This window comes from Desulfosarcina widdelii (genome assembly GCF_009688965.1).
Classification (GTDB): domain Bacteria; phylum Desulfobacterota; class Desulfobacteria; order Desulfobacterales; family Desulfosarcinaceae; genus Desulfosarcina; species Desulfosarcina widdelii.
Genome location: NZ_AP021875.1, coordinates 1,076,724 through 1,099,769 on the forward strand (window position 1 = coordinate 1,076,724; position 23,046 = coordinate 1,099,769).

Sequence of the window (23,046 nt, forward strand, 5' to 3'; positions counted from 1 at the left end):
TCGCTGCAGGGTAGAAATGAATAGGAATCGGATGCGTTTTTCTCAGGCTTCATCCAAAAAGATACGGCGTCCAGGATATCGCTGGACCGTTTTCGTTATCCTGTCGCTTCAATACCTGCTGGTTTATTTCCACCGGGTATCCCCGGCGCTCATGACCCGGGAATTGGTTGCGGCCTTTTCCATCAGCGGTGCGTCCCTGGGGTTGCTTTCTTCAAGCTATTTTTATGCCTACGCCCTGATGCAGCTTCCGGTGGGCATCTTCGCCGACAGATGGGGGGCCCGCAAAACAATCACCCTGTTTTCGGCCATAGGCGCCGTCGGAGCGATTCTGTTCGGACTGGCACCCAATTTCCAGGTGGCGACGGCCGCCAGGGTATTGGTCGGCCTGGGACTTTCAGCGGTATTTGTCCCGGCCATGCGGGTTTGCGCCAGTCTGTTTAGTGCGAGAGAGTATGCCGCCGTCTCGGGGCTGCTCCTGGCCATGGGCGGCGTCGGCTGGTTTGTCGCCGCCACGCCCCTGACATGGATGACCGCCCTGTTCGGATGGCGGGGAACCTTCACCGGCATCGGTGTGTTGACCATTCTGCTGGCGACGGCCACATGGTTTCTGGTCGTTGAAGAACCCTCGCAATCGACCCGCGCCGGCGATGCTTCCGGCAAGCATCAGCAAAGTGTGTGGGCTGGATTGAGACTGGTTCTATCCACCGGACGTTTCTGGCCCCTGGCCGGCTGGTTTTTTTTCTTCGGCGGAATTCTTTTCGGTTTTTGCGGTTTGTGGGCCGGCCCTTATCTCATGGATGTCTGCGAACTTTCCAAATCCGAGGCCGGAAACGTATTGTCCATGATCGCCCTGGGCACCATCGTCGGCGGTCCGTTGCTGGGGCGCATCTCGGACCGGATGGTCCGCAGGCGAAAATCTGTGATCTGCTTCGCTTCGCTGATGGAGGTCCTTTTAATGATTCTGGTGTTTTCATTGAAGGGTCGCCTGCCATACGCAGCGCTTTTCCCGATTTTCTTTCTCTTCGGAATTTTCGGCAACGGCATCGCCGTTGTCGCCTTTGCGGCCGCAAAAGAGCTTTTTGCTCTCGAGATTGCCGGCACGGCCGTGGGAAGCGTCAATTTCTTCGCGTTTATCAGCGCCGCCATTTATCAGCCTTTAAGCGGACTGATTATGGACATGACCGGAAGAACCAACGGCGGCTATCCGCCCGAAGCCTACACGCCGGTCCTGTTCTGTTTTCTAATAACCAGTATCCTCCTTCTGATATGCATCTCTTTGTTCCGGGAGGAGAGCAGACCGAATGATTGAACGAAAACAGCGACGGCTTCTTGATCCGCTGGTCTCGGGATGAAAATCTGAGAAACGCCAAACCTTTTTTCCAATAGGTGCTATCATGGAGAGCAAAGCCCATTGCGCAAGATGCCGCATCCCCAATAACGAAAAAATATGTAAAAGGGAATCCGGCGGTCGTCATCCAGCATTTTGTCCTACCGTCAACTATCGGGAACTGGCAGAGAAAATTCTCGATAGCTACCAGGATCCGGAGTTTTCCGAATTCGCGCGAATGGCCTCGATTCAGGAAGCCGAGTGCTACGCCAACCGGAAGCCGGGTGCCTATGTGCTTCAGCCGACCAAGTCCCGAATTCAGGAAACCGTCGAGTTTGCCCAAAAGCTCGGCTGTTGCAAGCTGGGACTTGCCTTTTGCGGCGGGCTGCAAAAAGAAGCGGGCCTCGTCGCCGACATATTCGAATCTCAAGGGTTTGTACTGGCCTCCGTTTCCTGCAATTGTGGCGGTATCAACAAGGAGGCGATCGGACTCACCGATGCTGAAAAAGTGCATATCGGGAGCTATGAAACCATGTGCAACCCCTTGCTTCAGGCTGAAATATTGAATCGGGAAAAGACGGATCTAAACATAGTTCTCGGCCTGTGTGTGGGGCACGACGCCCTGTTTCTCAAAAAGGCCGAGGCTTTCAGCACCGTACTGGCCGCCAAAGACCGGGTAACCGGCCACAATCCCCTTGCGGCGGTCTATACATCTCACTCCTATTACCAGAAGCTTAAAAAGCCGAACCTAAAATAGGCGTTTCGCGCTTTTCGAAAAACAGAGAAAGCACAGGTAAATCATGGCAAAACCAAAGTTAAAAGCGCACCGGATCAACCGGGACTGGTGCAAGAGGTGCGGCATCTGTGTAGAATTCTGCCCCAAGAAGGTTCTGGAACTGGACAAGGAGGACAAGGCGGTGGCGGTTCGTCTGGAAGACTGCATCGCCTGCCGGATGTGCGAGCTGCGCTGTCCGGATCTGGCCATCGAGGTGGTGACGGAGGACGGATGACAGAGGACAGAAGTCAGAAGACGAAAGTCGGATTTCCGATCTCAGTCCTCGGACCTCCGATATCCGACCTCAGCTTTTTTCGGTGCCGATAATCCAATCAAAAGAACACAACTTTAGGCAGGTACCTAATGGGTAAACAAATCAAATTCATCCAGGGCAACGAGGCCTGCGTGGAAGGGGCGCTGTACGCCGGGCTGGACTTTTTCGCCGGCTATCCCATCACCCCGTCCACGGAGATCGCCGAGCATCTGTCGGCAAGACTGCCCCAAAAGGGCGGCAAGTTCATCCAGATGGAAGACGAGATCGCCAGCATGTGCGCCATCATCGGGGCGTCGCTCACCGGTCACAAGGTGCTCACGGCGACCTCGGGACCGGGCTTTTCCCTCAAGCAGGAAGCCTTGGGCTACGCGGTGATGGCCGAGATCCCCTGCGTGATCGTCAACGTGCAGCGCGGCGGTCCTTCCACGGGGGTGCCCACCCACGTGAGCCAGGGGGACGTGATGCAGGCGCGCTGGGGCACCCACGGGGACCACAGCATCGTGTGCCTGACGGCCTCCAACCACCAGGACGTGTTCGCCATGACCGTGGAGGCCTTCAACATCGCCGAGACCTTCCGCACGCCGGTGGTTCTTTTGTTCGACGAGGTGGTGGGTCACATGCGCGAAAAGCTTACGATTCCCGAGCCCGGAGAGATCCCGTTGGTGGAGCGGCTGCGCACGGCGGTCAAGGGGGGGGTGGACTACCATCCCTACCTGCCCCGGGAGGACGGCCGGCTGCCCATGAGCGATTTCGGGGACGTGCACCGCTACAACGTGACCGGACTGGTGCACGACATGTGGGGCTTTCCCTCGGACAATCCCAAGATCGTTTACGGGCTGTTGCGCCACATCGTGGACAAGATCGAAAACAACGTGGAGCGCATGGCGCACTACAAGACCTTTTACCTGGAGGACGCCGAGACGGTGCTGGTCTCCTTCGGTTCGTCGGCCAGAAGCGCTTTGCACATCGTGGAGAGCCTGCGCCGGCGGGGACAGAAGATCGGGCTTTTGGAACTGCAGACCCTGTGGCCCTTTCCGGCCGACGTGATCCGGCAGTACTGCAACGATGCCGCAACCACGGTGGTGGTGGAGATGAACATGGGCCAGGTGTGCCAGATGGTCAAAAGTACGGTGAAGCATCCCGATCGGGTGTTTCTGGCCAACCGCATCGACGGGGGCTTCATCACGCCCACGGACATCAAGAACATACTGCGCCTGATCAAGGGCAAGGGGGTATAGATGGCAGTCGAGGATTATATCCGCGAGCGGTTTTTTCCGCACCTGTGGTGTCCGGGTTGCGGCCACGGGATCGTGCTCAACGGGCTGATCCGCGCGGTGGAAAAGCTGGGCATGAGCCGCAACGAGATCGTGATGGTGTCGGGCATCGGCTGCTCGTCGCGCATCTCGGGGTACATGGACTTTCACACCCTGCACACGATTCACGGCCGGGCCCTGGCCTTCGCCACGGGGGTGAAGCTGAGCAAGCCGGAGCTGAACGTGATCGTGCCCATGGGCGACGGGGACGCATTGTCCATCGGTGGCAACCACTTCATCCACGCGGCCCGGCGCAACATCGACATGACGGCCATCGTGATGAACAACCGCATCTACGGGATGACCGGCGGACAGTACTCTCCATTGACCGGCCCGGGCATGATGGCCACCACGGCGCCGTACCGCAACATCGACCAGGGGTTCGACGTGGTGGAGATGGCCAAAGCGGCCGGGGCCACCTTCGTGGCCCGCACCACCACCTATCACGTGACGCAGATGGCGGACATCATCCGCGAGGCCGTCGTTCACGAGGGCTTTTCGGTGGTGGAGATCATGAGCCAGTGTCCGACCTACTTCGGCCGCAAGAACAAACTGGGCAGCGCGGTGGAGATGATGAAGCGCATGAAAGAGATCACCACGCCCATCGGTTCGAAGAAAAAGGCCGAGAACCCGGATCTGATCGAGCGGGGCATCTTCGTTCAGGAAGATCGTCCGGAATACTGCAGCGAGTACAGTCAAATCATCGAGCGGGCCATGGGGGGAAAATAGATGGAACGATGTAGAATGGTATTTTCGGGATCGGGCGGCCAGGGAGTGATCACGGCCGCGATCGTCCTGGCCGAGGCTGCGGTATTGCACGAAGGACTGGAGGCGGTGCAGACCCAGGCCTACGGTGCGGCGGCCCGCGGCGGAGCCACGCGCTCGGATGTGATCGTCTCGGACAGTACGATCAATTTTCCCAAGGTGATTCAGCCCAACGTACTGGTGTGCCTGACCCAGGAGGCCTACAACAAGTTTTGCGACATCATCCGCCCCGGCGGGATTTTGCTCACCGATCCGCGCTATGTGCAGCCCCAGCTCAAGGTGGACGCCCGCCAGCACCAACTGCCCATGTACGAGACCGTGATGGAGAAGATCGGCAAACCCATCGTGTTCAACATCTGCATGCTGGGCGCGGTGGTGGGCCTGACCGACCTGGTGCGACCCAAGTCGATCATGAAGGTGCTCGAAACGCGCATTCCTTCCGGCTTTCTGGAGATGAACCAGAAGGCCCTGGATCTTGGGCTGGAATTGGGGCGGGGGGGCGGCTGAGGAACCGGCCAATATTTACTGACCGTCGTCGTCGATTTAGCAAGGGCGACCGGCCGGTCGCCCTTACAAACGATGGGGTTTCAATCAATGCGGGAAAAGCCATCCAGGCACCTCCTCCTCCCGCTGAGAGCCAAACGTAGTACCAGCATATTACGCACCCAATTATATATATGTTTACGTTTGGCTCTCTTTCCTTTTTATGGTGGACAAACGGACAGCACCGGGCAGGCCACCCCGCGAATCACACGGTCGGTGGTCGATCCCAAAAGCATGGTTTCCACCAGAGAGTGACCGCGGACGCCGAGAACAATGAGGTCGACCTGTTGTTCCTCCGCATAGGCAATCAACGACTGGAATGGCTTGCCGGTCTTGCAGCCTATTTCGATCTTGCACCAGTTTTCTGCCCCTTCGGGAACCAGGGCTTCCAATCGCTGTCTGCAGCCGGTAGTCACCTCGGTAAGCGCCTCTGCCCCTATGGAATCCGGAAGCATGGCATCTCTGTATGCAAACGGTTCGATGACGTGGACCAGATGAATGACGGCTTCAAATTCCTGGGCCAGACTGAACCCGAATTCAACCGCACGGCCCGAATCCGCCGAAAAATCGCAGCCCACCAGAATCTGTTTGAATCCGAACCCTTTGAACTGTTTTTCCATGCGCCCGGCCTTCTCGGGTGGGGTGACCACCAGAAGCGGGCAGCCGATGGTCCGCAGCAGTCGCTCTGTGACCGATCCGAGAAACAGGCGTTTGATACCCGTACGTCCGTGGGTGGAAACGATGGCCAAATCGGCCTGCTTCTCCGACGCCAGACGACAGAGAGTATGGGACACCGGCCCGGTTTCCACCACCGCCTCCCATTTAAGATCGCGGTCTGATACCAGCGCCTGGATCTGTTCCAGGGCACCGGCTTTCATCTCTTCGATCTGATCCTCCTGGTAAACGAAGGCCGCACCATGCATACTGACCATGGGCAGATCGATCACATGGCAGATGGTCAGCCTGGCACCGAACTCTTCGGCCATGCCGATGGCCTGAATTGCGGCTGAATTGGAGTAGTCGGAAAGATCCGTGGCGCAGAGAATCCGTTGAAAATGAATTTTCATGGTCCACCTCCCTGCTGTTAAGTTTTTCTCTTTTCTTTAACCATAGCCCCAGCCATGGCTGCTGTCAAAGCAAATCCAATCTCGAATGATTCTTGCGTTCTATCGTCGAAACAGGTATGTTTTCAGTTTTGAAATTCGGCGGGAACCCTGACCGCTGATTTGTTCATTTTAGGAAATCGCTTCCTTACACTTGGGAACATCGCCAACGCTTTGGCATATGAATAGACACCCTCTCATCGCCGTAGTCGGGATGGACGGCATCTTTCCCGGCGCCCTGAACCTGGACGCTTTCTGGACCAATATCGTCAAGGGGATCGACCAGTCCGCACCGGTGCCGGAGAATCGTTGGATCGCTTCGCCTAAAGATCGGCTCAGCGACGGTTTGGTAACGGATCGCACCTATTCCCGCAATGCCTGCCTGATCCGGGATTTTCATTTCGATCCACATGGATTCGACCTGGATCCCGAAGTCACCCGGCATCTGGACCCTGTTCACCAACTGACCCTGACGGCCGGCAAAAAAGCAGTTGCAGGCTGCAGCACCGCCGATGTCGCTCCGCAGCGGGTCGACACGATTCTGGCGGCCATCGCCCTGCCCACGGACAGTGCTTCCGCATTCACCCGCACGATACTGGGCGAAACCATCTCCCGGAAACTATTCCCTGTTAAAACGGATAGAAAAAGCGTTATCACCAAACCCAGGGCCCTGGCCAGCCGGGTGGACGGACTGCCGGCCGCACTGCTGGCAGCGGAAATGGGATTCGGCGGCAATTGCTTCACCCTGGATGCGGCCTGTGCCTCGTCCACGTACGCCGTCAAGCTGGCCTGCGACGCGTTGGCCTTCGGACGAGCGGACATGGTCGTGACCGGCGGAGTATCCCGGCCGGAATGTCTTTACACCCAGACCGGCTTCAGCCAGTTGCAGGCCCTGAGTCGCTCGGGTCGTTGCGCTCCTTTCGACCACCGGGCGGACGGCCTGGTGGTTGGCGAAGGGGTCGGCATCCTCGTTCTCAAGCGCCTTTCCGATGCTATCCATCAAGGCGATACCATCCACGGCGTGATCCACGGCATCGGTCTGTCCAACGACATGCGCGGCAACCTGCTGGCTCCGGAAAGCCGTGGCCAGGTCCGCGCCATGCAGGCCGCTTACGCCATGGCGAGTTGGCGGCCTTCGGACGTGGACCTGATCGAATGCCACGGCACCGGCACGCGGGCCGGCGACACCACGGAAATCGAAAGCCTGATCCAACTGTGGCAGGATGAATCCAGAGAGTCCGGTTCTTGTGCCATCGGTTCGGTGAAATCCATGATCGGCCATCTGCTGACTGCGGCCGGTGCCGCCGGCCTGATCAAAGTCCTGCTGGCCATGCACCACCGGACGCTGCCGCCATCCATCAATTTCGACCGTCCGCCGGCAGACAGTCCACTTCCGGACAGCCCCTTCAGGGTCCAAATCCAACCGGAACCCTGGCAAACGGGCGAGTCCGGCAAACCCATGCGCACTGCGGTGAGCGCTTTCGGTTTCGGCGGCATCAACGCCCATATCCTGTTGCAGGAATGGCCCTCCTCGTCCAGGCAGACACCCGATGTCGAATCGCATCCCATTATCACCATGGAAAGCAAGGCCGAAGTCCCGCCTGCGCAACCCATGGCCATCGTGGGCATGGATGTTTCCGTCGGACCGTTGACCCATTTGAAATCATACGAAAAAGCGTTGTTTCAGGGCGCCAGTGCCATTTCTCGGCGCCCCGGTGATCGATGGAAAGGTGCCGACGCCGAAGCAATCGGCCACATCGACGGCATCGATCCGTCGGGCGCCTACATGCAGCAATTGGACCTGACCGTGGGCGAGTTCCAGATTCCGCCCAAGGAGATCGGCGACATCCTTCCCCAGCAGTTGCTGGCGCTCAAAGTCGGCGCCGGAGCCTTGCAGGATGCCGGTCTTTCGTTGAAGACCCCGCGCGAACGAATGGGCGTCGTAATGGGGATCGGATTCGATTTCGAAGCCACCAACTTTCATCTGCGCTGGCAGTTCCAAGGTGCCGCAGATCGTTGGAACGCAGACCATGGCTTAAACTTGGACGACAATTCTTTAAAGCAATGGATCGAACAATTGCGGGAAGGATGCGGCCCGCCGCTGACCCCGTCCCGGGTCATGGGAGCCCTGGGGGGCATCGTTGCCAGCCGCATGGCGCGGGAATTCCGTTTCGGTGGACCCAGTTTCGTGGTGTCGGCGGACACGGCATCGGGCATCCAGTCCCTGCAGGTGGCCGTGGACCTGTTGCGCCAGGATGCCGTGGACGCCATGCTGGTAGGTGCGGTGGATCTGGCCGGCGAAGCACGCAATCTCGTTCGACTCCATCGCTGGCTGCCGTTTTCGAAAACCGACCGCGTACGCCCTTTCGATGCCGATGCCGACGGCACGCTGCCGGGCGACGGTGCCGCGGCTCTGGTGCTCAAGCGTCTCGACCGCGCCCGGGCCGATAACGACCGCATCTACGCTGTGATCCACGGCATCGGCACGGCTTCCGGCGGCGACCCTGTCACCGGCAACCTTCCCCCATCCGTCTATACCCGTTCCCTTTCGGCGGCTTTCCGCGACGTCCGAATCGGACCTGATGCTGTTTCCTACTTGGAAACCCACGGTTCCGGGGTTCCGGAACAGGATCGCAGGGAACTGGAAGCCCTGACAGAATTTTTCGGTGGCGTGAATCCTGACGATCCTTCCAGGGCCATTGCCCTGGGCGCTTCCACGCCCATCGGCGGTTTCACGGGCGCTGCCCACGGTCTGATCTCGCTGGCCAAGGCGTCATTGAGCCTTTACCGTCGGCAACTGCCGCCTTTACCCGGCTGTGACGTTCTGACCGGCGGTACCGGCTCATGGGGGCCGTTTCATGTTCCGCGTGATCGTCAACCCTGGTATCGGGACCGGGAAGACGGACCGCGCACCGCCTGCTGCGCGTCCGTTACCATGGACGGCAGTTGCGGCCATGTCCTGCTCCAGGAACATGAAGCGCCTGCCGACAAGGCTGCGGGTCTGATCGAAACGCTCTCGTCGAAAACCACTCCCGGTCTTTTTGTTGTTACCGGCGATACCCCCCGGGAATTGTCCGAGCGTCTGACGCAGCTTGAAACATACGTAAAGGATGCCCTCGGCCCAATCACGGTCGAGTCGGCCGCCGCCCGCTGGATGGCATCGCAGCCGCCGCAATCCGGGCACAAGCTGACTATGGTGCTGATCTTCCAACCCGATCAAGATCCAGATGATCTGTTCCAGGAAGCCAGGCGTGCCATCGATTCCGATGGATCCGACCCGTTTTCCAAACAGGTATTTTATACCGGCCGCCCCATGGGTGCCGATGCCAAAGTCGTCTGGGTCTATCCGGGATCGGGCAACCACTATTTGGGGATGGGTCGGGAGCTGGCCCTGCGGTTTCCCGCCACGGCCGCCGACATGGACCACCGGACGGCCCGCCTGAAAACCCAGTTCCGGCCCTGGCATCTGATGCCCTGGCGTCAGTCCTGGCATCCGCAATGGGAAAGGGATGCCGACCATCGTCTGCAATCGGACCCGCTGAACATGATTTTCGGACAGGTGGTCTTCGGCAGTCTGATGACCGACATCCTCAAACGGTTTTCCATTCCTGCCGACGCTCTCATCGGCTACAGCCTGGGCGAGTCCGCCGCGCTGTTCGCCCACGGCGTGTGGTCGGACCGCGGGGACATGTTGGCGCGCATGCAGGCCACCGATCTGTTCACCACCCAGTTGGCCGGACCCTGCCAATCCCTGCGCCGGGCCTGGAATATCCCTGAAACCCAGCCGGCAAACTGGAAGGTCGCGGTCGTCAACCGGCCGTCCGATCAGGTTCGAAAAGTTTTAAGCGATATCGAGCATGCCCGCCTGCTCATTGTCAACACTCCCGAAGAGTGTGTCATCGGCGGATTGGCGCCGGCGGTGGAACAGGCTGTCATGGCCCTGGGCTGCCAGGCAGTCTACCTGGATGGCGTGGTCACCGTCCACTGCGATGCTGCCCGCCCGGTGGCCGAGGCCTACCGGAAGCTGCATCGGTTTCCCACCACGGCTTTGCAGGGCCTGGAGGTATACAGTTGCAGTTGGGGCAAATCCTATGCGGTCACCCCGGATAGCGTTGCCGATTCAATAGAAAAACAGGCGGTTGACGGATTCGACTTCACCCGGACGATCAACCAGGCCTATGCCGACGGCGGCCGTGTTTTCATCGAAGCCGGCCCCCGGGCATCGTGCAGTCGCATGATCGACCGCATCCTGGCGGACAAACCCCACCTGGCCGTGGCCGCCAATCACGGCAACACCAATGAGGTCGATGCCCTGCTGCGCTGTCTGGCGCGTCTGTTCACCCAACGGGTACCCATGGACCTGTCGGCCCTATACAATGATTTCGATGTCTCTACCGCTGCTGCTCCGGCCGAAAAATCACGGGTTGTATCGGTTCCAGTTGGCGGTCAGCGACTTGAACCGACCCTGCCACAGTTTCGGCAGCAGCCATCCTCGCGGCAACCATCGCCTGAAACGATCAAACCACGACAGGCTCAAACACAAACGTCAGCGCCGGCTATGAACTCCCTCGAACAACTGCTGGAAACCGCCCGACGCAACATGCAGGCCACGGCAGACGCGCACCAATGCTTTCTCGATATCTCCCGGGAGATGACCCGGGCCTATGCAGACACCTTCGAGCTGCAAAACCGGCTGCTGGCCTCCGGTGCACAACCGATAAAAGACAATCTGGCTGCTTCCGTTGCGCCGTCAACACCCTCTCCTGCCGCTCCGGTTGCGAAACCGGCACCGGCCTTCGACCGTGACATGTGCATGAAGTTCGCCATCGGTAAGGTAGGACAGGTATTGGGGCCGGCCTTCGAGGTGGTGGATACCTATCGGGTGCGGGTGCGGCTGCCCGACGAACCCCTGATGCTGGTGGACCGCATTCTTTCCGTCGAGGGCGAAATGCTCTCCATGACTTCCGGGAAGGTAGTGACCGAACATGACGTGCTGCCCGGCGCCTGGTACCTGGACGGCGACCGCGCTCCGGTCTGCATCAGTGTGGAGGCCGGCCAGGCCGACCTGTTCCTCAGTTCCTACCTGGGCATCGATCACCAGGTGAAAGGCGAGCGGGCCTACCGTCTGCTCGACGCCGTGGTGACCTTTCACCGTGGGCTGCCGCGCCCGGGAGACACCATCCGCTATGAAATCGCCGTCGATCGCTTCGTCCGTCAGGGGGACACCTGGATGTTCTTCTTCCGCTTCGAAGGCTTCATCGGTGACCAGCATCTGATTACCATGCGCGACGGCTGCGCCGGTTTTTTCACCGAAGCGGAGGTGCACAATTCCGGAGGCATCATCCTCACCGAGTCGGAGCGCAAACCCGTTGCCGGCAAACGCCCGGCTGACTGGCAGCCGCCGGTCCCCATGGCCAAGGAATCCTATTCCGACGATCAGGTGGACGCCCTGCGCCGCGGCGATCTGGCCGGCTGCTTCGGCAGTGCCTTCGAGGGCATTGCTCTGGCCGATTCCCTGCACCTGCCCGGCGGGCGCATGCACCTGATCCACCGTGTGCTGGAACTGGATCCCACAGGCGGCCGTTATGGCCTGGGCCTGATCCGGGCCGAAGCCGACATCCATCCTGACGACTGGTTTCTGACCTGCCATTTCGTGGACGACAAGGTCATGCCCGGCACCCTGATGTACGAGTGCTGCGCCCACACCCTGCGGGTCTTTCTACAGCGCATGGGGTGGGTGACGGACAAGCCCGGCGCGTGCTATGAACCGGTCATCGGCAACGGGGCCCGGCTCAAGTGCCGGGGGCCGGTGACCCCTGCCACCTGTCACGTGCACTACGAAATTCAGATCAGCGAAATCGGGTACGGCCCCGAACCCTATGTGGTTGCCGACGCCCACATGTCCGCCGACGGACGGCCCATTGTCTTTTTCAAGGACATGTCCATGCAGATGAGCGGCGTCGGACGCGAAGACCTCGAGGCGGTCTGGAGGAAAAAATCCACTGCTCCGGTGTTCAACGAAAAGACCGCGGCCCCTTTGTACGATCGGGCCGCAATCCTGGCTTTTGCCACAGGCAACCCCTCCGATGCCTTTGGAGAGCCATATCGCGTTTTCGACCAACAGCGTAAAATCGCCCGGCTGCCCGGACCGCCCTACTGCTTCATGGACCGGGTCGTCGCGGTGGAACCGGAACCCTGGAAACTGACGCCCGGCGGCTGGGTTACCGCCCAATACGACCTTTCTCCGAACGAATGGTATTTTGCCGCCGACCGCAGTGGGGTCATGCCCTTTTGCGTCCTGCTGGAAATCGCCCTGCAGCCCTGCGGATGGCTGGCGGCCTTTGCCGGGTCGGCCCTGCGCAGCCAGCGGGACCTGAAATTCCGCAACCTGGGAGGCAGCGCCGTCCTACACCGTCAGGTCACCCCGGACACCGGGCAGATGACCATGCGCTGCCGCATGACCAAGGTGAGCGAAGCGGCCGACATGATCATCGAGAATTTCGATTTCGAGGTACATGACGGAAGCGGTCCGGTCTATACCGGCGACACCTATTTCGGCTTTTTTTCCGCCGAAGCGCTGGCCCAGCAAAAGGGAATGGGTGCCGGCGATCCCATGGTTCAAGCCCTGGCTCCTTTTTCCGGGGAGGCCCGGGGAGAGACATCCCTGAACATAGAGCCGCCGATCACCCCGGACGAGTCCGCGGTCATGTCGCTTTCGGTCGACCGACTGGAACTACCCGGCAAGGCCCTTTTGATGGTGGACGACATCGCCGCCCACTTTGATGTGGAAACCGACGAGGCGAAATACATCCGGGGCACCAAGCAGGTGGACCCCGAGGAGTGGTTTTTCAAGGCCCATTTTTACCAGGATCCCGTCTGCCCGGGATCGCTGGGGCTGGAATCCTTCATCCAATTGATGAAAACGGCGGCAATGAAACGCTGGCCCGAGCTGATCGACACCCATCGGTTTCGCATGCAGGAAGGCAGCCGCCACACGTGGACCTATCGCGGTCAGATTGTACCGACCAACAAAACGATTGCCGTGGAAGCCCGGATCGCCTGTGTTGCGGACAGTCCCACACCGCTGATTAGGGCCGACGGCCTGCTCAGCGTGGACGGCCTGCCCATCTACAAAATGGAAAACTTCGAACTGGCCCTGGTTCCGGCAACCGAAAGCAGGCACGCATGACTCTTGCGGCAACCCCCATAAATGTGAACGACTACCGGGATGGCTACCCGTTTCAATCTCATTTCCTGGATCGCAACGGGCTGCGATACCATTATCTCGACGAGGGCTCCGGTGAAGCCGTGGTCATGGTCCACGGCAATCCAACCTGGTCCTATTTTTTCCGGCGGGTAATCGCTGCCCTGTCACCGGCCTATCGCTGCATAGCACCCGACCATATGGGCTGCGGATTGTCCGACAAGCCGGACGAATCCCGCTACGACTTTCGCCTGCGCAGTCGTGTGGACGATTTTTCGGCGCTCATGGACCATCTGAACCTGGAGCGGGTGACCCTCATGGTTCACGACTGGGGCGGCATGATCGCCATGGCCTGGGCCGTGGCCAACGCAGACCGGGTGGCCCGCATCGTCGTAACCAATACAGCCGGTTTTTTCCCTCCGGGAGGCAAAGGTATCCCCCTGCGGCTATGGATCGTGCGCAACCTGGGCGCATTTGCCCGGCCCGCGGTCCTGCATGGAAATCTGTTCGCCCGCGGGGCTACTGTCATGGCACCTCGCAAGCGGCTTTCGGCCGATGCCAGGAAAGGACTCCTGGCACCGTACAACAGCCCCCGCAACCGGATCGCGACCCTGCGTTTCGTCCAGGACATTCCGATGATGGCCGGCGATCCCGGATTCGACATCGTCGATGATGTTTCGCGCAACCTGGACAGGCTTTCCTCTGTTCCCATGCTGATTTTGTGGGGCAAACACGACTTCGTCTTTGACGTGGATTATTACGACGAATGGCGACGACGATTTCCGGCCGCCGAATACCATCTGTTCGAAGATGCCGGCCACTACCTGCTGGAAGATGTGCCCGAAGCGATCATGGATCGGGTAACCAATTTTCTGGGCCGGCATCCGATATAAAAATGTCAATTCCCGTCGCAGGAGCGAAAAATCTTTCGCCCCTGCGACCCCTTAGAAATGATTGAGTTCAGGGATTCAGGGAGCAAGGGTCGATGCAGACAACTCCGGATAAGGCCGATGGAAGCACCGTCAATGTCGCCACCTACCTGCGCACCATGGCCCGTGTCCAACCCTACAAGCGGGCGGTGGTCAGCCCGGTCGGCCGTGACCGCCATGGGCGGGTCGCATACAGCCACCTGACATTCCGCCAGCTGGACATCGAATCGGACTGTCTGGCCCAGGGCCTGGACAATGTGGGCGTCAGCCGCGGCGTGCGCACGATCCTTATGGTCAAGCCCAGCCTGGATTTTTTCGCCCTGGTCTTCGCCCTTTTCAAGGTGGGGGCCGTGCCCGTGGTGGTCGATCCGGGAATGGGCATTGGCCGGATGCTGAACTGCCTGGCGGAAAGCCGGGCCCAGGCCCTGATCGGCATCCCCCCGGCCCATGTCCTGCGCACCATGGCGCCCCGGTATTTCAAGACGGTCACCACCTTCATCACCGTGGGCAGCCGCTGGTTCTGGGGCGGCTTGACGCTGAATCGTGTCCGCCAGCGTCACTGGGAGCCCTACCCAATGGCGGCCACCGGCCCCGACGAAATCGCCGCCATCCTATTTACCACCGGCAGCACCGGACCGGCCAAAGGCGTCTTTTACACCCACGGTGTCTTCGACGCCCAGGTGCGAAACATTAAGGCCCAGTTCGACATCACTCCCGGCGAAATCGACCTGCCGACCTTCCCTCTTTTCGCCCTCTTCGACCCGGCTTTAGGTATGACGGCCATTATCCCGGACATGGATCCCACTCAGCCGGCGCGGGTCAATCCGGAAAAAATCATCGAGGCCATCGGCGACCATGGCGTCACCAATATGTTCGCCTCGCCGGCCCTGCTGAACCGCGTGGGACGCTACGGCAAGGAAAAGGGCATCAAACTGCCCACCGTAAAGCGGGTCATTTCGGCCGGAGCCCCTGCCGCGCCGGCCAACATCGAGCAGTTCAGCGCCATGCTCACCGACGGCGCCCTGATCCACACCGGCTACGGTGCCACCGAAGCCATGCCGGTAAGTTCCTTCGGCAGCGACGAGATTCTCAGCGAAACCCGGAAGCTCAGCGAAAAGGGATTCGGCATGTGCGTGGGACGCCCCATTGCGGGCATCGAGGTCCGCATCATCCGAATCAGCGACGGGCCCATCGCCCAATGGACCGACGATCTATGCGTTGCCGACGGCGAAACCGGTGAGATTGCCGTGCGCGGTGAACAGGTAACCCGTGGCTATTTTGAGCGCCCCCGGGACGATGCACTGGCCAAGATCCAGGATGGCGACGGCTTCTGGCACCGCATGGGCGACCTGGGTTGGATGGACAAAAAAGGCCGCATCTGGTTCTGCGGACGCAAAAGCCATCGGGTGGTCACCGAAGCCGCAACCCTTTTCACCATCCCCTGCGAGGCCATCTTCAACAATCATCCCCGGGTGTTCCGCAGCGCCCTGGTCGGCATCGGCACGCCGGGCAAACATCGGCCGGTGATGTGCATCGAACTGGAAACCGGCGACAAAGGCAGCGGAAAAAAGGCCCTTGAGCAGGAGCTTCTGGAATTGGCCCAAACCAGTCCGATCACCCAATCTATCCAGACTATCTTGTTTCACCGGGCTTTCCCTGTCGATATTCGCCATAATTCCAAGATATTCAGAGAAAAATTGACCGTTTGGGCGGGAAAGAAGGTAAAATCGGTTTAAGGTTTTAAGCTGAATTCCATTATGAAAGAAACCACCAAATCCATATTGGTCACAGGCGGCGGCGGCTTCCTCGGCCAGGCCATCGTCAGGATGCTGTTGGAAAAAGGTCATCGGGTAGCCAGCTACTCCCGAGGATCGTATCCGGAACTGGACGCCATGGGCGTCGTTCAGCACTCGGGCGACCTTACCGATGTAGATGCCGTAAAAAAAGCCGTTGACGGCAAGGGCACTGTTTTTCACGTGGCCGCCAAAGCCGGTGTATGGGGTCCCGACGAGGCATTCTTTCGCCCCAACGTGACCGGCACCCGCAACGTCATCGAGGCCTGCCGGGCCTGCGGTGTGGGACGGCTGATCTACACCAGCAGTCCCAGTGTGGTTTTCGACGGCACGGACATGCAAGGGATGAGCGAAACGGCGCCCTACCCGGCCGACTTTCACGCCCCCTACCCCCGGACCAAGGCCATGGCCGAACAGGAAGTGCTGGCGGCCGCCGATGAAAAACTGAAGACCCTGGCGCTGCGGCCTCACCTGATATGGGGGCCGGGAGACCCCCATCTGGCGCCGCGCATCATCGCCAGGGCCAAAAGCCTGCGGCAGGTGGGCGGCGGCGGCAACCGGGTGGATACCATTTACATCGACAACGCCGCCCGGGCCCATGTACTGGCCATGGAGGCGCTGGAGAGAAAACCCGAAATTTCGGGCAAGGCCTATTTTATCAGCGACGACGACCCCATTTTGCTGTGGGAAATGGTCAACCGCATCCTGGATGCCGGTGGAAAACCTCCGGTGAAACGAAAAATTTCACCGCGAGCGGCTTTTTTCATCGGCGGCCTGCTGGAGTGGATCTACCGCACCTTCGGTTTTAAAGGCGAGCCCAAAATGACCCGCTTCGTCGCCCGTGAGCTTGCCACCTCCCACTGGTTCGACATTTCGGCAGCCAAACGGGATCTGGGTTACACAGCCGAGGTTGCCATCGACGAAGGCATGCACCGCCTGAAGACCTGGCTGACTGAATCCGGTTTACCATGCGAATAAAAAAGTGATATTAAAGACCGTGCACTGAGCGTTAAAGCCCATGTGAAAAAGGAGAACGAACCATGAAAGCCTTTGCTGTCATATTGCTGTCCATCTTTATCGCCTGGACGCCCTGCATCCTGCCGGCCGCGTTCGGCAGCGAGCCCGAAGAAAAACAGCCGTCCAGTCCGGGCAGCGTCTGGCAGGAAGTCAAAGAAGACTGGGTCGAAATCGGCAAAGGAGCCAAGGATGCCGGCGTTGAAGTGGGAAAATCGATCAAAAAGGAGTTCCAGGAACTGCCGGAAAATATGCGCAAGGGCTACCAGGAGACCAAAGAGGCCTTGAAGGGTGGTACCGGTGGCAACTCCGAGGGGACTTCGACGAATAAGGACAATAACCAGCAATAATAATCAGGTATTTTATCAATTGACAAGGAGCACTTTTGAACGCAACGCATCGCAGCCGGATCGCCAAAATCAGGGAGAAACTGGCCGACCTGGAGTTGGACGCCTTGATGGTGTCTATTCAGGAAAACCGTTATTACCTATCCGGATATACCGGTGAAGACGCCCAGTTCGACGAATCGGCCGGCGTGCTGTTGGTCTCTGCCAGTCAACTGGTACTGGCTACGGACAGTCGCTTCGACCTTCAGGCCCGGGCCGAGGCGCCCGACTTCGAAGTGGTCTGTTATCGAAAAGGCCTCGAAAAGGAACTGCCCGCCATCGCCGCCAACCTGGACATTCGCCGGCTCGGTTTTGAAAGTGTGCGCCTTTCCCACAAAAACCATGCCGCCTATGCCAAAGCGCTGCAAACCGTTTCACCACCGGTAGAACTGGTGCCCACGGAAAATCTGGTGGAGGACCTGCGCAAAACCAAGTCCGAAGAGGAGATCCAGGCGACGGTCGACGCCCTTCGCCTGGCCGAAAAGGCCTTTTCCCGTGTGGTGGCAACGATCCGTCCGGGGATGACCGAAAAACAGGTGGCCTGGGATATGGAAAAAGCCATGCGCGAGTTGGGTGCCCAGGGACTCTCCTTTCCCGTGATCGTAGCCTCGGGTCCCAACAGCGCCCTGCCCCACGCCATTCCTTCGGATCGACGAATCGTAGAGGGCGAACCCCTGCTGATCGATTGGGGGGCACGACTGAACGAATACTGCTCGGATACCACCCGGACCCTGGTTGTGGGGAAACCGAAAGATCCCTTCCAAAACGTTTTCGATACGGTCGTCGAGGCCAGGGATCGAGCTATCGCCGCCATCCGGGCCGGCGCCAGCGGCACCGAGGTGGACAAAATCGCCCGCGACTTCATCGATAAAAACGGGTTTGGAGACAAATTCGGCCACGGCCTGGGCCACGGCACAGGCCTGGCGGTCCACGAAGCTCCGCGTTTGAGCCCGATCAAGGACGACCTGCTGGAAGCGGGTATGATCGTCACGGTCGAACCAGGCATCTATCTTCCGAACTGGGGGGGCGTTCGCATGGAAAATCAGGTGGTTGTCATTCAAGATGGGGTTCGGGTACTCAACGATCCCGCCCCTTTCAACCCCTGCATTGGAAACTGACCCTTGGTCCCGCTGTCCGAATACCTGCGATACCTGGATCGCTACCAGTCTTTTCTGGTGGTGGAGAAAGGCCTGAGCCGAAAAACCGTGGATGCCTACAGCGCCGACCTGATCCGATTCGGTCGGTTCCTGGAGAAAAAAGAAACGACCGCCGTGGCCAACATCGACACCCAGTTGATTCTCGGCTACCTGATCCATCTTCGAAAGCGGGAGTTGGGCGCCCGCTCCCGGGCGCGTCATTTAATCAGCCTGCGGGGATTTTTTGCCTTTCTGACCCGCGAAAAAATTATCGAGACCAACCCGGCCAGCCAGATCGACCTGCCCAAAACCGGCATGCAACTGCCCGACGTCCTCTCCGTTGCCGATGTGGAGGCCCTGATCAACGCGCCGGACCGGACCAAGCCCGAGGGCCTGCGGGATGCCGCCATGCTGGAACTGATCTACGGTGCCGGTCTGCGGGTATCTGAACTGATTGGTCTGGAAATGACCGGCATCAACCTGGAAGCTGGATTTGTCCGGGTTTTTGGCAAGGGGGGCAAAGAACGGGTGGTTCCGGTGGGTCGCATGGCCACGGACGCGATCCGGGCCTATCTTGAAGATTCCCGGCCGCAGCTGCTGAAAAACGGCTCCAGCCCCCACCTGTTTGTCACCCGCCGGAAAAGCGGTATGACCCGCCAGAGCTTCTGGAACCTGATCGGCCGATACAGCCGCCTGGCCAAGTTGAAAAAAAAAGTGACCCCCCACACCCTGCGCCACTCTTTTGCCACCCATCTGCTTGAAGGCGGCGCCGACCTGCGTGCCGTGCAGACCATGCTGGGGCACGTGGACATCTCCACTACCCAGATCTATACCCACGTGGCCCAGCGCAAACTGATGGAGGCCCATAAAAAATACCATCCCCGAGGATAACCGTTTCGACATGCAAAGCATTCATCTCTCCGATATACAGTCCTGGTTTAGCGATTATACCCGATCCTTCCTAACCGGCGAACCCAATAAGGACAGTGCCCATCAACTGAAAATCGACCATACTGCCCGGGTCTGTAAAAATATCCGTATGCTGGCAGCATCCATCGACCTGTCTGAAGACCAGATGCGCATTGCCGAAGCCGTGGCTTTGCTTCACGACCTGGGACGCTTCGAACAGTACAAACGATACGGCACCTTCAATGACCGCAAATCTGTCAACCACGCCGCATTGGGAGTCGAAATCATGGAAAAGACCGGGGTGCTGGAAGACCTTGACGACGACGAACGAAAACGGATCGTCGATGCGGTTCGTTTCCATAACGCCCCGGCGCTGCCGTCCGGCAAGCCACCCGAGGAACTGATTTTCCTGCGCCTGATTCGCGATGCCGACAAGCTGGATATCTGGAAGGTGTTCGCCGATTATTACCGTTACGACAATGAACCGGAAACAGCCATCGTCCAGCATCTGCCCGACCGACCGACCTGGGCACCGTCGATCATCGAAGACATCGTAAACAGGCGTATGGCCAGGTTTTCGCACATGGAAACCCTGAACGATTTCAAATTGTTGCAGCTCAGTTGGGTGTTTGACCTCAATTTTCCGGAAACCTATTTTCTGGCCAGGCAAAGGGGAGACCTTGCGGTAATTGCCGGATCCCTGCCCGATGTTCCAAGCCTGCGCCGTGCCGTGGCTGTGGTGATGGAAGAACTGGAGGTGAAGGGAAAGCGGGGGTGAGATATGATATTTGGGATATGGGATGTGCGATGTGAGCTATCGGATTGTTAAATTCGTTGATTGGTTCGATTGGTTGATTGGTTTTCAACTGCAGGCCACATAACAATTTTTAATGATGAATTGTAAATTAGTATTCAGAAATCGGTTAACAATTAAGAATTTAAAACTAAAAATTCATAATTGGACTTGTCCGCGTTTATCCGTGTTAATCAGTGGCCTGTTAGACTCCCTGCGTACTATGCGCTTCGAACGAAATGGGCGGTATTTGTAAAGAAAGGTATTTTATAGGTGACCCAAATAAAGACAACCATCGGCACCTGGCTACCGGCCGGCGATCTGCCGAACACCGAAAAAGGGGCTTTTTCTGAAGCGCTGCGGCAGATCGACCGCCCCTTGTATGCCGTCGATGTGGACGGCCGCCTGGGTGTTGCGCGGGACGGCAGCGCCATTCTTGGTAATCGAGAATTTTCCTCAGCAAACGGCTGCCCTCTTCTGGGATGGTCCCCCCCCCTGCCATTGGAATCTTTGGGCGATCCGGGTTTTAAAAAGGATCACGGTCTTCGCTTGGCTTACGTCTGCGGCGCCATGGCCAACGGCATCACCTCCACAGAAATGGTGGAAGCAGCAGCCCGGTCCGGCATGATCGGATTTTTCGGCGCCGGCGGGCTCTCCATCGGGCAGATCGAAGCCGCCATCGACAGGCTTTCAACTTCTCTCGGCGATTTGCCCTATGGTTTCAACCTGATCCACAGCCCCAACGACATGACCCTTGAACAGCAGACTGTGGATCTATATCTCGCCAAAGGCATTCGTCTGGTTTCGGCGTCTGCCTACCTGGACCTGACCACCCCCTTGGTCCAGTACCGCATCCATGGCATCCATGAAAATGCCCAGGGCGAAGTTGTCTGCCCCAATCGGATCATTGCCAAGGTATCCCGCGAGGAAGTGGCCCGAAAATTCTTTGCCCCCCCGCCTGAAAAGCACCTGCAGCGGTTGCAGGACCAGGGAATCATCAATGCCCAACAGGCTGCCCTGGCCTGCCGGATCCCCATGGCCCAGGATCTGACTGCCGAGGCCGACTCCGGCGGCCATACCGACAACCGGCCGGCCCTGTGCCTTTTCCCCACCATGCTGGCCCTGCGGGACGAAATGGCTCGCCAGTACAATTACAGCCTCCCGTTGCGTGTGGGCCTTGCCGGCGGTATTGCCACTCCCCGATCGGCCGCCGCGGCATTTGCCATGGGCGCGGCTTACATTCTGACCGGATCGGTGAATCAGTCCTGTTTGGAGGCCGACACTTCTCCTTTGGTGAAAAAGATGCTGGCCGAGGCCAGACAGGCGGACATCATCATGGCGCCGGCGGCAGACATGTTCGAGATGGGAGTCAAGGTACAGGTACTCAAACGCGGAACCATGTTCTCCATGCGGGGGGCGCGTCTTTATGACATCTACCGGACCTACGACCGATTTGAAGACGTACCCGAAGACCAGTGCAAACTGGTTGAAGGGTCCTTTTTAAAGTGTTCCTTCGACCAGGAGTGGCAAAATACCCGCGCCTTTTTCCTGGAGCGTGATCCCTCTCAGGTGGAACGGGCCGACAAAGACCCCAAGCACAAAATGGCCCTGGTGTTTCGTTCCTACCTGGGCCGGGCTTCGCTTTGGGCCAAAAGTGGGATCGCCGATCGTGCTATCGATTATCAAATCTGGTGTGGTCCGGCCATGGGGGCCTTTAACGAGTGGGTTAAGGGCTCCTTTTTGGAGGCACCGGAAAACCGTAAAACGGTAACCGTGGCCAAAAACCTGCTATATGGAGCCGCAGTTATCCTGCGTCTCAACAACTTGAGAAACCAAGGGGTATGTCTTTCTGAAGGGGATTTTCGTGTCGAGCCATTGAGCGAAGAGCAGTTGGACCGGATGGCATGAGAGAACCGATGAGGGAAGATGGACGAAGGCTTTTTGTGAGACTGTCATTATTGCCAGGTTCGCAAAAAGTAACCAATTCCATTTTTTCGTCATTTCGGAGAAGGCCGGTGCAGGTAGTGAAGCTTTAGCGCTATCCAGTCTTTTCAATATGTTCTGGATACCGGATCAAGTCCGGCATGACGCTTCTGCGACTTTTTACGAGACCATCATTATTGAGTGAGTTTGGCGACCACCGTGTCGTACAGCGCCGACATGTTGAGCCCGTGCATGTCCGGATGGCGAAGGACACTGGATGCGCTGAAATCCTTCTCAGGAATGAATTCCTCCCCGTAGGTCACCACCGTCTGGCGATTGCCGACACTTCCTCTCGGCTGAACGTCAATGACTTTGCGGATCAGATAGCGAAAGTCAGTTTGCGAATCGCTACCCGGCGATGCAAGCGGACAGAAATAGAGCCACACATCGTTTGAAAATGATTCCGAATCTTTTTTGTTCTTTCCTGAAAAATCCCAATCGAAAAAACCGTTTGATCCCAGCCAGGAAGTCACTTCGTCCAGCACTTTCCGACTGTCTGTCACCGACAGCTTGAGATGGGCCAGGAGATATCCTCCGAAAAAAACTTTGAACAGATCCTTGAATAGATATTGGCGGGCATAGCCCGATTGCATGCCTCCCAGCGGATCGGGCGGCAGAAATGACCGGGACCACCGTTTCCAGCGGGCCAGATTGACCTCAAGTTTTTGTGCCAGTTCCCGATTGGTATAGTAGCGAATCATCTGGGTCCAAAATACAGGCGAAAAAGGAAATACTTCTGTTTTTACAAATTGTTAAAATATTCAAGCGGCTCGACTTCAAACTCAAGGGCGTTACTGAG

17 protein-coding genes are annotated in these 23,046 nt (G+C 58.5%); 15 read left to right on the top strand and 2 right to left on the bottom strand.

Annotated elements, in window-relative coordinates:
* The first annotated feature begins 16 nt into the window (after positions 1 to 16).
* The 6 genes from GN111_RS05085 (at position 17) to GN111_RS05110 (ending at position 4,961) form a co-directional block, all read left to right on the top strand.
* The gene (locus GN111_RS05085) at positions 17 to 1,309 is read left to right on the top strand and encodes an MFS transporter (RefSeq protein ID WP_170302134.1); all 1,293 of its coding nucleotides are present in this window, start codon (positions 17 to 19) and stop codon (positions 1,307 to 1,309) included.
* A gap of 85 nt (positions 1,310 to 1,394) precedes the next feature.
* On the top strand, positions 1,395 to 2,084 hold the full coding sequence (locus GN111_RS05090; protein ID WP_155302717.1) for a DUF1847 domain-containing protein: 690 nt from the start codon (positions 1,395 to 1,397) through the stop codon (positions 2,082 to 2,084).
* Positions 2,085 to 2,127: 43 nt separating this feature from the next.
* Positions 2,128 to 2,337 (top strand): 4Fe-4S dicluster domain-containing protein, encoded by a 210-nt coding sequence (locus GN111_RS05095; protein ID WP_155302718.1) that lies wholly within the window; start codon positions 2,128 to 2,130, stop codon positions 2,335 to 2,337.
* A gap of 128 nt (positions 2,338 to 2,465) precedes the next feature.
* Positions 2,466 to 3,614 carry a 2-oxoacid:acceptor oxidoreductase subunit alpha gene (locus tag GN111_RS05100; RefSeq protein WP_155302719.1) on the top strand — a complete coding sequence of 383 codons (1,149 nt, stop codon included), beginning with the start codon at positions 2,466 to 2,468 and terminating at the stop codon, positions 3,612 to 3,614.
* Positions 3,615 to 4,418, top strand: a complete 804-nt coding sequence (locus GN111_RS05105; protein ID WP_155302720.1) for a 2-oxoacid:ferredoxin oxidoreductase subunit beta — start codon at positions 3,615 to 3,617, stop codon at positions 4,416 to 4,418.
* Positions 4,419 to 4,961 (top strand): 2-oxoacid:acceptor oxidoreductase family protein, encoded by a 543-nt coding sequence (locus tag GN111_RS05110; protein ID WP_155302721.1) that lies wholly within the window; start codon positions 4,419 to 4,421, stop codon positions 4,959 to 4,961. It begins immediately after the preceding gene.
* 197 nt (positions 4,962 to 5,158) lie between these two features.
* Here the strand turns inward: GN111_RS05110 and GN111_RS05115 are convergent, their stop codons facing one another.
* Positions 5,159 to 6,064 carry a universal stress protein gene (locus GN111_RS05115; protein WP_155302722.1) on the bottom strand — a complete coding sequence of 302 codons (906 nt, stop codon included), beginning with the start codon at positions 6,062 to 6,064 and terminating at the stop codon, positions 5,159 to 5,161.
* Positions 6,065 to 6,281: 217 nt separating this feature from the next.
* Here GN111_RS05115 and GN111_RS34580 point away from each other — a divergent pair, with 217 nt between their 5' ends.
* The 9 genes from GN111_RS34580 to GN111_RS05160 all read left to right on the top strand — a co-directional run bounded on the left by GN111_RS34580 (position 6,282) and on the right by GN111_RS05160 (position 22,172).
* On the top strand, positions 6,282 to 13,289 hold the full coding sequence (locus GN111_RS34580; RefSeq protein WP_155302723.1) for a beta-ketoacyl synthase N-terminal-like domain-containing protein: 7,008 nt from the start codon (positions 6,282 to 6,284) through the stop codon (positions 13,287 to 13,289).
* Entirely contained in the window at positions 13,286 to 14,197 is a 912-nt protein-coding gene (locus GN111_RS05125) for an alpha/beta fold hydrolase (RefSeq protein WP_155302724.1), read from the top strand. Before GN111_RS34580 ends, GN111_RS05125 begins: the two co-directional genes overlap by 4 nt.
* A 92-nt stretch (positions 14,198 to 14,289) precedes the next feature.
* Positions 14,290 to 15,969, top strand: coding sequence for a fatty acid CoA ligase family protein (locus GN111_RS05130; RefSeq protein WP_155302725.1), 1,680 nt, complete (start codon positions 14,290 to 14,292; stop codon positions 15,967 to 15,969).
* 21 nt (positions 15,970 to 15,990) lie between these two features.
* Complete coding sequence (locus GN111_RS05135; RefSeq protein WP_155302726.1) at positions 15,991 to 17,004, top strand: NAD-dependent epimerase/dehydratase family protein; 1,014 nt, start codon at positions 15,991 to 15,993, stop codon at positions 17,002 to 17,004.
* Positions 17,005 to 17,066: 62 nt separating this feature from the next.
* Entirely contained in the window at positions 17,067 to 17,390 is a 324-nt protein-coding gene (locus tag GN111_RS05140; protein ID WP_155302727.1) for a hypothetical protein, read from the top strand.
* Positions 17,391 to 17,425: 35 nt separating this feature from the next.
* On the top strand, positions 17,426 to 18,544 hold the full coding sequence (locus tag GN111_RS05145; protein WP_155302728.1) for a M24 family metallopeptidase: 1,119 nt from the start codon (positions 17,426 to 17,428) through the stop codon (positions 18,542 to 18,544).
* 3 nt (positions 18,545 to 18,547) lie between these two features.
* Positions 18,548 to 19,453, top strand: a complete 906-nt coding sequence (gene xerD, locus GN111_RS05150) for a site-specific tyrosine recombinase XerD (protein ID WP_231715676.1) — start codon at positions 18,548 to 18,550, stop codon at positions 19,451 to 19,453.
* 10 nt (positions 19,454 to 19,463) lie between these two features.
* The gene (locus GN111_RS05155; protein WP_155302729.1) at positions 19,464 to 20,249 is read left to right on the top strand and encodes an HD domain-containing protein; all 786 of its coding nucleotides are present in this window, start codon (positions 19,464 to 19,466) and stop codon (positions 20,247 to 20,249) included.
* Positions 20,250 to 20,537: 288 nt separating this feature from the next.
* Positions 20,538 to 22,172 (top strand): PfaD family polyunsaturated fatty acid/polyketide biosynthesis protein, encoded by a 1,635-nt coding sequence (locus GN111_RS05160; protein ID WP_231715677.1) that lies wholly within the window; start codon positions 20,538 to 20,540, stop codon positions 22,170 to 22,172.
* Between the two features lie 209 nt (positions 22,173 to 22,381).
* Here GN111_RS05160 and GN111_RS05165 read toward each other — a convergent pair whose 3' ends face one another.
* The gene (locus GN111_RS05165) at positions 22,382 to 22,948 is read right to left on the bottom strand and encodes a hypothetical protein (RefSeq protein WP_155302730.1); all 567 of its coding nucleotides are present in this window, start codon (positions 22,946 to 22,948) and stop codon (positions 22,382 to 22,384) included.
* Positions 22,949 to 23,046 lie beyond the last annotated feature (98 nt).